This is a genomic window from Nonomuraea helvata (genome assembly GCF_039535785.1).
GTDB classification, from domain to species: Bacteria; Actinomycetota; Actinomycetes; order Streptosporangiales; family Streptosporangiaceae; genus Nonomuraea; species Nonomuraea helvata.
The window spans coordinates 131,777-146,289 of the sequence record NZ_BAAAXV010000011.1; the positions used below are offsets into that span (position 1 = coordinate 131,777).

Here is a 14,513-nt window from a genome sequence, read left to right on the forward strand (position 1 = left end):
GCCCCTGGGAGTCAGGACCGTCGCCGCGAGAACCTCGCCGGCGCCCGCGACACTAATCCGCTCCCATGCACCACGTCTGCGGAGGATTACTCAGAACGGGCGGCCCAGGCCGCGAGGATGGCGGCCTCCTTCTCCGGCGCCATCCCGTGCGTGCTCTTGACGCCGTAAACGCGCTGCTCCTCCGGGATCTCCCGGAGCCAGGCCCACGTGTCGCGCACGGTCTCCGCCACCGGACGGGTGCGCAGCCCCGCCGCCTGCGCCTTGGCCGTCGGCACGCTCCAGAAGTTGTCGGTCTCCGCGGACGGCGGCCCGCCCCACAGCGGCAGCTCCACCCACAACCCCGCCCCCTGCTCCACCAGGAACTCGCTCTCCAGCCAGACGAACTCCGCGTCCGAGCCCGTCACCTCCTTGCAGAGACCGAGCCACTCGCCGTAGGTGGTGTTGCCCGCGGGCCCTGTCACCACATGGGTGCCGGACGCGCCCTGCTCCGCCTGGTCGAGGGTGAAGATCGCCACGTCGCGCACGTCCACGAGCTGCATCGGCGTGGCCGGGTCGCCGGGCGCGAGAACCCGGCCGCCGCGCGCGATCCGGCTCAGCCACCACGGCAGCCTGCCCACCTCCTCGTACGGCCCCAGGATCAGGCCGGGGCGGACGATCAGCGCGCTGCCGTCGAACCCCTGCTCGACCGCCCGCTCGCACCCCGCCTTCAGCACGCCGTAGTCGCCGTCGTCCGGCCCGGCGTCCGGCGCGCACGCCCACCCTGGCTTGTCCTCGGTGGCCGGCTCGCCGGGAAAGCCGTCGATCGCCGAGACGCTGGAGACGAAGGCGTACGTGCCGGCATGCCCGGACAGCGCCCGCACCGACTCGCCCACGACCCGCGGCACGTAGCCGCACGTGTCGACCACGGCGTCCCACGACCGGCCGGCGGCCAGCCGGTCGAGGTCGGCGCGCACCTCACGGTCGCCGCGCACGACCTCGACGCCGGGCAGGTCGGCGTGGCTCAGCCCCCTGTTGAACGTCGTCACCTCATGCCCCCGGGCCAGCGCCTCGACGGCGACGGCACGTCCCAGGAACCTCGAACCACCAATGACCAGAATCTTCATGCACTCATTGTTCGCCCATCGCCGGCCTGCGAGCCGCGTTCTTCACCCAGAGCGGAGAACGGGGGGCGCAGCGGCGGCACGATGTGCACCCTCGCCGCGCCGATGTCGAAGAAGAGCCCCACCAGCGCCAGTTTCCCGGCGCGGACCTGTTCGTCGACCTTGCGGTAGGTGCGCAGGTTCTCCAGCTGCTGCTGCACGTTGACGCGGCACAGCACGTCCAGAGCGCCGCTGTGGAGCCGGTCGCCCTCGGTCTCGATGAACCTGGCCAGGCTGTGGTCTCCGTGCCGCAGCCACCGTCTCAGCCCCGGCAGGCTGCCTGCCTGCACGCCCGCGCTGAGCACCCCGGCCATCGCGCCGCACCCGGAATGGCCGCAGACCGTGATCGTGTGCACGCCGAGGACCTGCGTGGCGTACTCGATCGCCGCCACCACCGAGTCGTCGTGCGGCTCGGAGCCCCTGCGCGGCACCAGATTGCCGATGTTGCGCACGGTGAACAGGTCGCCGGGGCCGCTCGCGGTGATCAGGCTGGGCACGATCCGGGAGTCGGCGCACGTGATGAACAGGTGCGACGGCTGCTGCTTGCGGGCCAGCTCGGTGAAGATGGGCCGGACCAGCGGCGCCGTACGCCGGTGGAACTCCCGCGCGCCGGCCGTCAGCCGGCACTCCGCCCCGGCCGTGTCCGGAGCCGCGGGGGGACGGCGCCGATGGGCCCACGGCAGCCACCAGCGGTCCGGTGCCTTGGGCGGCGACTTGACCGGGAACATGCGCGCCCCGCTGGCCGCCAGCGAGTACCACTCGTCGTGCAGCTCGTCGATGTCGACCGTGCCGCCCATGCGCTCGTGGTCGAGCCGCCAGGAGTGGATGGCCTCGAAGGCGGCGTTGTCCATGAAGTCGATGTTCAGGTCGAGGTCCACGGCGGCGCCCGAGGCGATGGTCCGCAGCTCGCGCGTCAGCCTGGGCACGCCCAGGAACGTCAGCGAGCCGGAGATCGTCACGTGTACCCGGCCGTCGTGGTCCTGCCGCTTGGCCACCGTGACCCAGGTCAGGCGGCGCAGCGCGAGCAGCGCGGCCAGCGCCAGTCCCGCCAGCACGCCTTCGGCGAGTCCGAGCAGGATCACGGCGAGCATCGTCACCACGTAGACGGGCACCTCGCCGTGGCCGTGCACCTTCCTGATGTGACCCAGGTTCACCATCTGCACGCCGATGAACACCAGCAACGCCGCCAGGGCCTCCAGCGGGATCAGCTTGATCGTCCAGCCGAACCCGATCGCGAACACCAGCACCCACACCCCGTGCAGGATCGCCGACCAGCGGGTACGCGCGCCCGCCTGCACGTTCGTGGTGCTGCGCACGATCACGCCCGCCACCGGCAGGCCGCCGAGCGCGCCGCTGACCATGTTCGCGACGCCCTGGCCGGTCAGCTCCTGGTCGAGGTCGGCGCGGCGGCCCGCGTGCTGTCCCTCGACCGCCACACAGCACAGCAGCGACTCGCACCCGGCCAGCAGCGCCACGAGCAGGACCGACGCCACCACCATGTGCCAGTCGCCCTGCGGCAGCACGGGGAACGCCCACGAGACGACGCTGCCGGACAGGTCCACGCGCGTGACATCCCAGCCGAACGCCCAGGCCGTGAGCGCCGCCACGAGCAGCGCCACCAGCGGCGCGGGCACGGTCCTGACCTGCTTGGGCATCCGCGTCCACAACGCGAGCACGGTGATCGTGAGGACTCCGACGGCGACCTTGTGCCCGTGCAGGTCGGCGATCTGGCCGGGCAGCTCGATCAGGTTCGCCACGGCCGAGCGCTGCGAGCTGCCGCCGAGGACCACGTGGAGCTGGGAGAGCGCGATGATGATGCCGACGGCCGCCAGCATCCCGTGGATGACCGCCGGCGACACCGCGAGCGCCGCCCTGGCCGCCTTGAAGACGCCGAGCAGCAACTGCACGATCCCCGCCAGCAGGGTGATCATGCAGGTGGCCCGCCACCCGTACGTCTGCACGAGATCCACGACCACCAGCGACAACCCGGCGGCGGGCCCGCTCACCTGAACGGCGGAGCCGCCCAGCGAGCCGGCCACGATCCCGCCCACCACGGCGGCGATCAGCCCGGCGGCCAGCGGGGCGCCCGAGGCCATCGCGATGCCCAGCGAGAGGGGCACCGCGACGAGGAAAACCACGAGCGAGGCGGGCACATCGTGCCTGAGTGTGCCCAGCCAGTTACTCTTCGTGTCGGGGATCATGGAGCAAACCCTATTGCTCCGTCGACCCCGCTTTAAGGGTGTGTCACGCGGGTTTTACCCATTAATGGGCGCCTGAGATCACCGGTAGTAGTCGTGCGGGTAGTCCTGGTCGGCGGGCGAGCGGCGGTGGCTGCCGCTGTTGCCGTTCTGGGAGCCGTACGTCGGCCGCTGGGTCGCGCTCGACGGTGGCTCCGGCCAGGCGGCGGAGGCGAAGTCGCCGGTCTCGTACGCGAACGAGGCAGGCGCCGGGGCCGGGGCCGGCTTCGGCGTGGGGGCCGACAGCACGTCGTCGTAGGCCGAGACCGCCCTGCTGGGCGCGGTCGGGGTGCCGGTGGCGGGGGACGGACCGGTGAGCGGGTCGGTGTCGTCGGCGACCGCCCAGCCGGAGCGCACCTCGTACGAGGCGGGGTACGACGAGCGCGCGGCGGGCTGCTCGAAGGCGGGCCAGGAGGGGCCCGAGACGGGGGAGGGGTCGTCGAGGATGTCGGGCTGGGCGGGCCAGGAGCCGGACGACGACGGCGTCGCGGGCGGGTTGTTGTTGACCCAGGTGGTCTCGGCGGCGTTGGTGTAGGCGGGGAACGGGTCGCTCGTGGGCGCGCCGTGGATGGCGGCGGGCTGGACGGGGAAGGAACCGCTGGAGTTCGCCGCAGGGGTCGCCGGGTAGGAGCCGCTGCCGAACGATCCGCCGCTCGGCGGGCTCAGGGGGTTGGGCTGGGTCACGGGGGTCGCGGAGTAGGAGCCGCCGGCGGCGGGAGCGGCCGGGAAGGAGCCCGAGGCGTTGCCGGTCCCGTTGGACGACAGGGGGTCGGGGCGGGAGGGGGGCACCGGCTTGGCGCCCGCGCCGAGGATGCTCATCACGTCGGCCGTAGGCGCCGCGAACGTCATCGTACGCTGGTCGGCCATGTCCGCCTGGGACGGAGTGGCGCGCTTGGCCGGCTCCACCAGGTCGGCGAGGTTGGCGGCCGCGGCGGCCGGCTGGCGCTGCGGCAGGGGGGACTGGACAGTGGTCGCGTTGGGGTCGGCCGAGGCCGAGGCCGCGGCGGCGGCGGCGGCGGGCTGCGCGGTGCGTTCCCGGCGCTTGGCGGCGGGCCGCTCGGCGGGCTGCTCGGCAGGCCGCTCACGCTCGACGGGGCGGGAGGCGCCCTTCCTGGCCGCGACGGTGCCACCCGCACCGAAACCGCCCTCTTCCGCATCGCTGCGGATGTTGGCCCAGAACTCCTCGTCCTCGTCGTCGGAGGTCGGGTTGCCCCACTCGTCGACGCCACGCCTGCCACGCTGACCGGTGCGCACCGGTTTGGGCTGGCGCTCGCCGATGGGGCTGAAGTCAGGGGTGAAGTTGGTCATGCGAGGCTCGTGCGAGGCGAACTCGTCAGTGGAGCGCGTCTGGGTCCTCTCCTCCTTCTCGGCCATCTCCTTCAGCCGTTCCGGAGGGAGAGAGCTCTCCCTGCGGCTCATCGAACGCATGCCCAGTGCCACGACGACGAGCACGAGGAGCACGACGGCGACCAAGCTCACTACAACCGCAGTCATTGCACCACCCTCAAAGCCATGGCCTCCCTTCGGCACCGGTGAGATCGCGCGGCCATCGACGCGACCTGCCCCCTTTGATCACCAGTACCTAACAATTGGATCTGATTGTGTCGGACCACTATGAGCGTTGTCACACCCTACGTGAAGAATTGGTACACCGTATTACCTGCTGTGTTCGGGGTCTCACTGAATGTTGACCGCCGTGAGTCTGCCCCGGGCGATGGTCTTGTTGGCGATGTCCTTGAGGATGTCGGGGAGCCCGCCATCCTTCGGGACGACCACCTTGTCGTTCAGCGTGTAGACGGTGAAGCGGTAGGTGCCGCCGTCCTTGCAGGGAGGGTCGTAGCCCACCTTGCCGCTGGTCACCTTCGCCTGGCTGGAGCCCGCAGGGGGCTCGGCCGCGGCGTTGGGTCCCAGCTCGGTCGTGGTCGCCGGGATGTTGTAGAGCACCCAGTTGACGGCCGACTCCGACGGTGTATGAGAATCGACCACTATCGCGATCGACTTCGCCTGGGTCAGCGGCTGGCTCGACCAGCGCAGCGGCGGACTGCCCTGGTCACCTCGGCAGGAGTAGTCGGCGGGCAGCGGCTTGCCCTCGCCCAGGTCCGGGCTCGAGACGTTGATCTCCGAGATGTCCTGGGCCTGAGATTTACCGATGAGGCTGCCGCAACCCGCCAAAGCGAGCGCGGCGGTCACCACCGTCACAGTGACGGTGATGCGTCGCATGCGTGATGCCGCGTTACACAGCCCCATGCCGGATGATGCTACGCGGCTCCCGGCGATGCGCAGACCGTTTCTCGATGGTCGGTCCTCGGTAAAGGATCCGAAACGAGGCAGAATCGCGGGATCCGGGTAGTGAGCTTCGACACATCTCTGTCCTTGCCGATGGCGGGGGCCCGAATGGCGTCGTACTGGTGGACCCTTTGTGGCCTGCTGGTTCGCAGCGGTCGGACTTCTGGCGGGATCTCGTACGGCGCCCTGACAAAACGGACATGGGTTTCGGTCGCGGCCCTTCGGCGCGACCGTAAAAATCATGCGCGCCGGATGCGACGGGACCCGGAGGGGGACGGCAGGCGGGCATGCCGGGCGTCCGGCGTCAGAGCCGACGGATCCGGGCCGTCCGCTGACAGATCGCCTTCAGCGGTTCGCGCCCTAAGCTGGCCTTGTGACGTCAACTGGCCCGCTGCGCGATCCGGCGAATCGCGTCTCCCCCAAGGCCGTCCGCCTCTGGCTGCTCGAGTCACTGGTCGCGTTCGTGCTCTTCCTCGGCGGCTCGCTCCTGGTGGCGCGGTGGGTCGGCGGGAGCGGATGGTCGTGGGTGCCAGGCTGGTTCGCGGACCACTCCTGGATGCTGCCTGCCGCGGTCGTGGTCCTGATGGGGCCGTTCCTGGTGGCCGAGCCCTTCATACGGTACGCCGTGCATCGCTGGGAGCTCTCTGGGGACGTCGTCTACGCCAGGTCGGGGTTCCTGACCAGGGAGTGGGTGTTCGTGCCTGTGAGCCGCATCCAGACGGTGGACAAGGCGCAGGGCTGGATCGAACGGATGCTCGGCCTGGCCACCCTGGAGATCCGCACGGCGTCCCACGCGGGATCCTCGACGATCAAGGGCCTCGACTACCAGGTCGCGGCCGGGCTGGCCGAGCAGCTCGCGCACCGCGCCGAGGCCCTCAGGGACGACGCCACATGACCGGCCCCGTGCCGCCCCAGGGCGACGGCGCCTCCCAGGCAGGCCCCGAGCCGCGGGGCGAGGCCCCGCCTCAGAGCGGTCCTCCGGTGCGGGCGCCGCTGCGGTTGCACCCGAAGGTGCTGCTCATCGATCCCGTACGCATGCTGCCCTCGCTCCTGCTGCCCCTCGTCGGCGTGCTCTTCGTGGGCGGCTTCTCGGCCAGGTCGTACATCTGGGCGGCGCTCGGCGTGGCGGGCACCGTGGCGTTCGCCGTCATCAGGTGGGCCACCTTCACGTACGAGATCGCCGGCGACCGGCTGGAGACCAAGCGGTCGTTGATCAGCCGCTCCGTCCGCACCATCCCGCTGGAGCGGATCCGCGGCGTCGACGTGTCCACGCCGCCCATGCACCGCCTGCTCGGGCTGGCCGTACTCAAGATCGACACGGGCGCGAGCGGGGACGACGAGGAGGCCGAGCTCGACGGGGTGACGCTGGAGGAGGCCGAACGGCTCAAGTCGGTGCTCCTGCGGCGCGCGGCCCGGCCTGAGGTGCACGTGCCCCATCCGGCCGGCCCCCAGGAGCGGGTGATCGCCAGCGTGCCGCGCAGGTGGCTGCTGTACGGTCCGCTGTCGGGCGCGTACCTGCTCACCCCCTTCGCCCTCGCCGGCGGCGCCATCGGGCTGGCGTTCCAGTGGGGCGACGACCTGGGGCTCGACCAGGACGCCGCCTGGAGCGCCGGAGAGTGGCTGTGGGGCCATCCCTACCTGCTGCTGGTCGCGGTGCTGCTGCTCGTGGTGGCGATGCCGTTCACGGGCGGGCTGATGTACGCGATCTTCAACTGGGACTTCCGGCTCAAGCGCCGCGACGGCTACCTGGTGGCCGAGCGCGGTCTGATCAACCGGCGCAGCGTGTCGCTGGAGTCCGCCCGCGTACGCGGCTACGAGATCGTGGACGGTCTCGCCGAGCGGTGGGCCGGGGTCGTACGTGTCTGGGCCATCGTGACAGGCCTGGGCGACTCTGAGACGCGCGGCCAACTCCTGCCCGACGTGCCCCGGCTCGTGGCGTACCAGGTGACCGGAGAGGCCATCGGCCCCTACCTGGCCCCTCTCCGCGCCCACCCTCCCGTGGCGCGCAACCGCCGCCTGTTCCGCGCCGTCTTTCCCTGGGCCGTGCTCGCGGTGGCGAGCGTCCTCGCGGCCTGGGCCACGGGGTCGGCGCTGTGGTGGGTGCTGCTGGTGCCGGCGCTGCTGCTGGCCGGGGCCGGGGTCCCGCTGGGCCTCGACCGGTACGCGTCGCTGGGGCACGGCTACGACGGGGTGCGGCTGGCGGTGCGCTCGGGGTCGCTCCGGCGTTCCCAGGCCGTGGTCGAACGCCGGGCCGTGGTGGGGTGGCGGCTGCGGCAGACGTGGTTCCAGCGGCGGGCGGGGGTGCTCACGCTGATCGCCGGGGTCGGGGCGGGCAAGGGCGGCTACTCGGCGATCGACGTGTCGGAGGCTCAGGGGGCGGCGTTCCCCGCCGAGGTGACGCCGGAGTGGCTCGCCCCCTTCCTCGAGTCCCCGACCCCACGCTGACCCCTTCCTGCGGGCCTTGAACGGCGTCCACAGGCTGACTTCCGGGGCTTTCTCGGGCCTGGAAGGTGCCTACAGGGCTGACCCGCGCTTCCGGCACGGCCGCCACCGGGGCTGATCCCGGCGGTGGCGGCCCTGACGGTGGCCGTGGGCTGGTGGGTCCGGTCCTGGTGGCGGGCTCTGACGACGGCTGTGGGTCGGTGGAGTGCGGGTCCTTGCGCGGCGGCCGTGGCTGGTACGCGGTCAGTCCTGGCGGCGGGCGCCGAACATGATCTCGTCCCAGGTCGGGACCGAAGCCCTGCGTCCCCTCGAGCCCTTGCGCGCCTGGCGGGCGGCCGGGGCGGGCGGCGGGGACGGCACGGGCACGGCCGGCTCCTCCTTGGCCGCGGCCTTGCCCGAACGCGCCGCCGGGACGGCGGGCTTGGGCTTGGGAGCGGGCGCCGGCGGCTTGGCCTCCTCGGCAGGCTTGGCCTCTTCGGCAGCCTGAGCCGGGGCAGGCTCGGCCTCCTGGGCAGGCTCGCTCTCCTGAGCAGGCTCGCTCTCCTGGGCAGGCTGCTCCGCCTTGGGCGGCTGGGCCTCCGACGTGGCGGGCCGGGTAGCACTCTCGGCCTCCGGCGCGGCGGCCTGCTCGGCACTGCTCTCGGCCGCCACCGCAGCGGGCTGGGCTGTGCTGCTCCCGGCCTCCGGCGCGACGGATTGCGCGACGTCCTTGACCTCCGCCGCGACTGGTTGCGCGGGGCTCTCGGTCTGCGGCGTGGCGGGCTGTGCGGTGTCCTCGGCTTCCGGCACGGCAGCCTGTGCGGCGTCCTTGGTCTCTGCCACGGCAGCCTGTGTGACGCTCTCGGTCTGCGGCGCGGCGGGCTGTGCGGGGCTCTCCGGCTGTGGCTTGGCGTCCGGTACGGTCTGGGCCGTCGCGTTGTCCTTCGGCGCGGCCGCCGCCGACTCGGACGAGGCCGCGTCTGCCACGACCTCCGCAGCCTTGGCGGCTTCGGCCTCCACGACGCCGGGCGTCTGAACGTCCACGGCGTCCACCTTCTGAGCGTCCCCGGTGCCGGGCGCCTGCGTGTCCACGGCAGTGGGCGGCGTGGCGTCCGCTCCGGCAGCCGCCTTGGCGTCCGAGGCGTCAGGCGTGCCGGCCTGCGCGGTGCCGGTGGTCGCCGCACTCGCTTCCGCCGATGCGGGCGTCGGGGTGCTGGGCGTCGTCGTGGAGTCCGGTTCCGTGGCGTCGCCGGACACGGTGGTGGGCGCGGCGGCCACGGGCTCGGGAGCGGGCTCGGCGTTCGCGGGCGAGGCCACGTCCGGCCCGGCGCTTGCCGTGGATTCGGCGGTGGCCGCTCGCTCGGTGGATGGCGCGGGCTCGGCGGATGCCGCGGGCGCGACGGGCGTGGGTGAGGGCACGTCGGGCGCGGCCGGGGCGGCGGCGGGCTCGGCAGGTGCTGAGGTGGCACCCTGCTGGCCGGCCGTCTCCGGACGGGCATCCTGAGCCGACGCGGTGGCCGCTTCCGGTGCGGAAGGCGACTCCACCGCAACGGGCACCTGGGCCACGGCCTCCGCCTGAGCAGGCGTCTGGGCGATGGCGTCCGCCTGGGCAGGCGTCTGGGCGGACGCCTGGATGGCTGCCTCTGCCTGGGCAGGGAGCTGGGCGGTGGCTTCCACCTGGGCGGACGCCTGGGCGGCTGCCTCTGCCTGGGCGGGCGCCTGAGTGGTGGCCTCTGGCTGGGCAGGCGCCTGAGTGGTGGCCTCTGGCTGAACGGGTGTCCGGGTGGTGGCTTCCGCATGGGCAGGAGGCTGCGTGGTCGCGGCGCCGAGGCCCGGAGCCTGGACCGGCCCCGGCTCGCGCGCGACGAAGGGGTCCCGGACGGGCGGTTCCGCAGCGGCGGGCGGCGGAGCCGTGCGGGAGTCCGGGAATGAGGACGGCAAGGACGGCGGCACCGGAGACGACGGCGAAATCGGAGACGAGGGTGACGACGGCGGCGTGGGGGTGGGCGCCGGGTCGGTGGCGGGGGCGTAGATCGCGTCCTGGTCGTGGTCGCCCGGACGGCCGGAGCCGAAGTCGGGCAGCCAGGTCGAGGACTCGCCACGGCGGGACGAGGTGTCGCCGGGCCGGGCGTAGCCGGTCTCACGCGCAGGGGGTTCCTGGCGGAAGGGCTCGCGGAACGGCGGCTCGTCCCAGGGGCCGGCCTCCCTGGAGAGGTCACGCCGCAGGGACGCGGGGTCCTGGCCCGCGCCCGTGTCCCGGCGCTCGTCGGCGTCGAGCGCGTCGAACGACGCCTCCCTGCCGGCAGGGGCGGCGCGGTCGAAAGGCGGTGAGGCGTCCTGGGCGCGGCCGTACGCCGGCTCCGACGGCCTGGGCGGCGGGTTGTAGCCGACCGCCGGCTCCTCGGCGGCCTCGCGGCGCACCACCGAAGGGACGGAAGAGAGCGGCGGCACCGGCTGCAGCTTGGCCACCCGCGGCGTGAACGGCGTCACCGTGGTGTCCTCCACCACGGTCGGCTCCGGGTCGAAGTCGGCCGACGACAGCCGCATGGCCTCGTCGTCGTGGGGTGTCACGTGGCGCTTGCGCGGGTCGAAGAGCCACTCGGCGTGGCGCGTGTGACCGTTCCACACGTAGCCGAGCTTCACCCGCCACAGGCCGTCGTCGCGCTTGGCGGAGTCCCAGTCGATCTCGTCCGTGGGCACGCCGCGCCTGTTCAGGCGCTCCGCCACGAGGTCGCCGAGGGTGGGTCCGGGCGCCGTCTCCCCAGGCATGCGTACGGCCACGCGCTGCGCCTGCTGGGCGACGTACTCCCGCTCCTGGAGCACCGGACCCTCGAACCAGCGGACACGTTCGACCGGGATCCCGGCGGTCGCGGCGATTTGCTCCGCCGTCTCTCCGGCACGGATACGTGCCTGGATCTCCTTGGGACGCAACGGGCTCTCCACTTCGATCTCGTACTGACCGAGACGGGAGAAATTGCCGCGGACGGCAGCACGGAGCCGGTCGTCCACGGGAAGCGTGAAGCGCGTACCTCGCCCGGCAGTAGCCAGCACGAGATAGGTGCCGTCCTCACTCACCGCGACGAGTCGGAGCTCCTGCATGCGAGTCCCTTCGTCAGCGTCGCCATTCTTCCCCCGGACCCTTGAGTCTCTCGCGTGTGCCGGTTGCCTGCCAGCACCGTACCCGGCATGTCCGAACATCGCCTTCCTGGGATACTCCCGGGACGGTGTGACGCCGGTCACATTCGTAAGATCCATCACTCTAGAGCCCGCCGTTGCGTATTTGGAGGCTAGATGCCGCCGACGGGTTCTGGCGAATCGCGTCGTCGCGGACGACGGATACACCAGAGCGCAGCAGCGACCGTACGGCCGCGTCGAGCGCGGGCGAGCCGGAGCCGTCGAGGGACAGGTGGGCGACGGACTGGCCGCGCGCGTGCCGGTGGATCCAGTCCAGCCCGGCCAGCACGTCGGCCAGGGCGCCCGAGCCGCCGCAGCCGAGCACCCGTACCGAGGCGATCCGGGCGCCCGGCGCCGCGGTGTGGACGCGCCGGGCGACCTCCGTGCCATGGCCGAGGCAGTCGTGCCCGGTGCCGCCGGTGGCGTCGAAGGCGCGCCAGGCCCGGTCGCCGAACTCGGCCCTGCCCGTGTCCACGCCGCTGTCCACGACGTAGAACGTGGTGGCCGTGCGCGGGAGCGGGCGGGTCTTGCCGGCGGGCGCGGGAAGGATCCGGCGGTCGGGCTCGATCGCGCGCACGCGTGGGTCGGCCCGGAGCTCGGCCAGTTCCGCGGCGGTGAGGAAGGTGGCGAATCCGGGCAGCGCCGCGGTGTAGAAGCGCCGCACCCGCCATCTCACCTCGCCGACGAGATCGCGGGCGGCCGTCCGGCTGCGCGCGGTGACGATGTAGGGCCGGGTGGGCTCCGAGGGGGCGGGGCGCAGAGCGAGTCCGGAGGCGGGCGTCATGGCGAGAGGCACGGCGGTCGTGGCGGCCGTGGCCACCGCCGCGGCGAGGTACACGGAGGGCAGGCCGAGTCGTCGGGGCACGAGTTAGGAGGATGCCCGGCCCACGGCTGCCAGGGATGCCAGGACACGTTTCCGAGGAAGCTTCTTTACCGAAGGGCGGGCCGTGGGCTCAGAGCCTTTGCTAGCCTGACCGTGCGGAAGGTAACCAAGTCCGCACGGAACGCAAACGGAGGGCGGCCGGGCCGGTCGTCTCAGGGCGTGGAGACCTCCAGACGGTAGTCGGGTCTGTGAAATGCCAAGCACCCTGTTCCACAACTTGCGGTGTCCTCGCCGCGAGTTCCCGTCGAAGGCGGGACGGGAATCCTCGCCGTTCAGGGCGAGGTGCAGGTCAACTAAGGATGCGTTAGCCGAGCACTCGATCCAGGTAGTCGTTGCCGAACAGGCGTCCTGGGTCGAGCCGGTCGCGCAGGGCGGTGAAGTCCGCGAAGCGGGGATAGACCTTGCTCAGGTACGAGGCGTCCCTGGTGTGGAGCTTGCCCCAGTGCGGCCGCCCGCCCAGCCGAGTCATGATCTCTTCCACGCCCTCGAAGTACGCGGGGCTGGGCGTCGGCCGGTAGATGTGGCACGCGATGTACGCCGACGGCCGCCCGTACGCGGTGGACAGCCAGGCGTCGCTGGGCGGTGTGACGCGCACCTCGACCGGAAAGGTGATCTTCCAGTCCATCCGCTCGATCAGGTCCCGCGTCTCGCGCAGCGCCTGGGCGAGGCGCTCGCGCGGCACCGCGTACTCCATCTCGAGGAAGCGCACGTCCCGCCGCGCCGTGAAGATCTTGTACGAGGTGTCGACCGACTCCGAGTCCCCGAGCGCCGCCGCGCTGACGGCGTTGATCCGCGGGATCAGATCGGGGGAGCGGGCGCCGATGGCGCAGGCCGCGCCGAAGACGGTGTTCTCCAGGAACACGTTGTCCAGCCAGTGCCTGAACGCGCCCGGCGGCCGGGCCGGACCCGCGCTGCGGTTGTTGGTCTTGACCAGGCAGGCGTCGGTGTGCGGCAGCCAGAAGAAGTCGAGGTGCTCGTTCTCGGAGGTCAGCGCGTCGAGGGAGTCGAGGATCTCGCCGAGCGGCAGCTTGCGCCGCCGGTTGTGCAGCAGGAACGCGGGCTCGACCCGGAACGTGACGGCCGTCAGCACTCCGAGTGCCCCGAGCCCGACCCTGGCCGCGTCGAACAGGTCCTCGCCGGGACCGACGGTCTCCACGGAGCCGTCGGCCAGCACCAGCTCCACCTCGACGACCTGGTCCGCGAGGCCGCCGCTGTCGCGCCCGGTGCCGTGCGTGCCGGTCTGGATCGCGCCCGCGACGGTCTGCTCAGTGATGTCGCCCATGTTCGCCAGGGCCAGGCCGCGCTCGTCGAGCAGCTCGTTCAGCACGCGGAGCGGGGTGCCCGCCAGCACGGTCACACGATCGCCGGTCCATGACCTGATGCCGGTGAGCGCGCCGGGGCGCAGCATGATCCCGTCGGTGAGGGCCACCCCGGTGAAGGAGTGGCCCGTGCCGATCATGCGGACCCGCCGCCCTGAGGCGGCGGCGTCCCGCACGGCGCGTACGACGTCCTCGACCGAGGCGGGCACGCGCACCTCGGCAGGAGTGGCCGACTGGTTGCGCGCCCAGTTCGCGAACGCCATGCGCACCCTTTCAGAGTGTCGTCCGATTAGACGCGAACGATACTCATCTCTCCCAGCCGGCGGGAACCGGGAAGGTGTCGCCGGGCTGGAGGTTCGCGTTCTCCCCCTTGAGCACCTCGGACACCGTCACGAGGTGGTAGCCCTTCTTCTGCAGGGTCTTGATGAGGGAGGGCATGCCGTCGACGGTCTGCTTCACCCAGTCGTGCATGAGGATGATGCCGTTGGGCTGGGCGACCTCGAGCGTCTTCTTCTGAATGGCCTCGACGTTCTTGGTCTTCCAGTCCTCGGAGCCGGCGGTCCAGAGGATCATCGGCATGTCGAACGAGGCGGCGATCTCGGAGACCTGCAGGTCGGCGAGCCCGTACGGCGGGCGCAGCAGCTTGGGTTCGACGCCCGCGGCCTTCTTCACCGCGTCCTGGGTCTTCTGGATCTCGGTCCTGATGGTGGCGGCCTCGGACTTGGTGAAGTCGGGGTGGCTGTAGCTGTGGTTGCCGAGCTCGTGGCCCTCGGCGGCCATCCGCTTGACGAACGCGGGCCGGCTGTTGACGTACTGGCCCTCGAGGAAGAACGTCGCCTTCGCGTCGTACTTCTTCAGTGTGTCGAGCAGCGTCCCCGCGTACTGGCCCGGCCCGTCGTCGAAGGTCAGCGCGAGGCACTTGACCTCTGCGCAGTCGACGGGCGCCTTCTTGGGCGTCTGTGCGAAGGCGGGCGCCGGGGCCAGTGTGACGCAGACAGCCGCGATAGCTAGAAGTGAACTGATCTGTCGGGACATAAGTAAAGCTTCCATTGTG

10 protein-coding genes are annotated in these 14,513 nt (G+C 71.9%); 2 read left to right on the top strand and 8 right to left on the bottom strand.

Features of this window, described 5'->3' with window-relative positions:
* Positions 1-86 precede the first annotated feature (86 nt).
* The 4 genes from ABD830_RS48535 to ABD830_RS48550 all read right to left on the bottom strand — a co-directional run bounded on the left by ABD830_RS48535 (position 87) and on the right by ABD830_RS48550 (position 5,596).
* Entirely contained in the window at positions 87-1,103 is a 1,017-nt protein-coding gene (locus ABD830_RS48535; protein ID WP_345002381.1) for an NAD-dependent epimerase/dehydratase family protein, read from the bottom strand.
* Positions 1,100-3,340, bottom strand: coding sequence for a SulP family inorganic anion transporter (locus ABD830_RS48540; RefSeq protein WP_345002382.1), 2,241 nt, complete (start codon positions 3,338-3,340; stop codon positions 1,100-1,102). The genes ABD830_RS48535 and ABD830_RS48540 overlap by 4 nt, the downstream gene beginning before the upstream one ends.
* Positions 3,341-3,418: 78 nt before the next feature.
* Positions 3,419-4,870 carry a hypothetical protein gene (locus ABD830_RS48545; RefSeq protein WP_345002383.1) on the bottom strand — a complete coding sequence of 484 codons (1,452 nt, stop codon included), beginning with the start codon at positions 4,868-4,870 and terminating at the stop codon, positions 3,419-3,421.
* A 183-nt stretch (positions 4,871-5,053) separates the two neighbouring features.
* A complete protein-coding gene (locus ABD830_RS48550; protein ID WP_345002384.1) occupies positions 5,054-5,596 on the bottom strand; it encodes a YbhB/YbcL family Raf kinase inhibitor-like protein in 543 nt (180 codons plus the stop codon).
* A 439-nt stretch (positions 5,597-6,035) separates the two neighbouring features.
* Between ABD830_RS48550 and ABD830_RS48555 the strand changes: the two genes are divergently transcribed.
* Positions 6,036-6,557: a PH domain-containing protein gene (locus tag ABD830_RS48555; protein ID WP_345002385.1), complete on the top strand. Its 522-nt coding sequence runs from the start codon at positions 6,036-6,038 to the stop codon at positions 6,555-6,557.
* Positions 6,554-8,107 carry a PH domain-containing protein gene (locus ABD830_RS48560; RefSeq protein WP_345002386.1) on the top strand — a complete coding sequence of 518 codons (1,554 nt, stop codon included), beginning with the start codon at positions 6,554-6,556 and terminating at the stop codon, positions 8,105-8,107. Before ABD830_RS48555 ends, ABD830_RS48560 begins: the two co-directional genes overlap by 4 nt.
* Before the next feature lie 240 nt (positions 8,108-8,347).
* Here ABD830_RS48560 and sepH read toward each other — a convergent pair whose 3' ends face one another.
* From sepH to ABD830_RS48580, 4 genes are all read right to left on the bottom strand, one after another.
* On the bottom strand, positions 8,348-11,182 hold the full coding sequence (gene sepH / locus ABD830_RS48565; protein WP_345002387.1) for a septation protein SepH: 2,835 nt from the start codon (positions 11,180-11,182) through the stop codon (positions 8,348-8,350).
* Between the two features lie 160 nt (positions 11,183-11,342).
* Positions 11,343-12,122, bottom strand: a complete 780-nt coding sequence (locus tag ABD830_RS48570; RefSeq protein WP_345002388.1) for a S8 family serine peptidase — start codon at positions 12,120-12,122, stop codon at positions 11,343-11,345.
* Positions 12,123-12,444: 322 nt separating this feature from the next.
* A complete protein-coding gene (locus tag ABD830_RS48575) occupies positions 12,445-13,722 on the bottom strand; it encodes a D-arabinono-1,4-lactone oxidase (protein WP_345002664.1) in 1,278 nt (425 codons plus the stop codon).
* A gap of 43 nt (positions 13,723-13,765) precedes the next feature.
* Complete coding sequence (locus ABD830_RS48580; protein WP_345002389.1) at positions 13,766-14,494, bottom strand: polysaccharide deacetylase family protein; 729 nt, start codon at positions 14,492-14,494, stop codon at positions 13,766-13,768.
* Positions 14,495-14,513 lie beyond the last annotated feature (19 nt).

What these genes read in the sequence shown, in the direction of transcription:
- ABD830_RS48535 (WP_345002381.1), bottom strand. Translation starts at nt 1,103, where the DNA reads ATGAAGATTCTGGTCATTGGTGGTTCGAGGTTCCTGGGACGTGCCGTC.
- ABD830_RS48540 (WP_345002382.1), bottom strand. Translation starts at nt 3,340, where the DNA reads ATGATCCCCGACACGAAGAGTAACTGGCTGGGCACACTCAGGCACGAT.
- ABD830_RS48545 (WP_345002383.1), bottom strand. Translation starts at nt 4,870, where the DNA reads ATGACTGCGGTTGTAGTGAGCTTGGTCGCCGTCGTGCTCCTCGTGCTC.
- ABD830_RS48550 (WP_345002384.1), bottom strand. Translation starts at nt 5,596, where the DNA reads ATGCGACGCATCACCGTCACTGTGACGGTGGTGACCGCCGCGCTCGCT.
- ABD830_RS48560 (WP_345002386.1), top strand. Translation starts at nt 6,554, where the DNA reads ATGACCGGCCCCGTGCCGCCCCAGGGCGACGGCGCCTCCCAGGCAGGC.
- sepH (WP_345002387.1), bottom strand. Translation starts at nt 11,182, where the DNA reads ATGCAGGAGCTCCGACTCGTCGCGGTGAGTGAGGACGGCACCTATCTC.
- ABD830_RS48575 (WP_345002664.1), bottom strand. Translation starts at nt 13,722, where the DNA reads ATGGCGTTCGCGAACTGGGCGCGCAACCAGTCGGCCACTCCTGCCGAG.
- ABD830_RS48580 (WP_345002389.1), bottom strand. Translation starts at nt 14,494, where the DNA reads ATGTCCCGACAGATCAGTTCACTTCTAGCTATCGCGGCTGTCTGCGTC.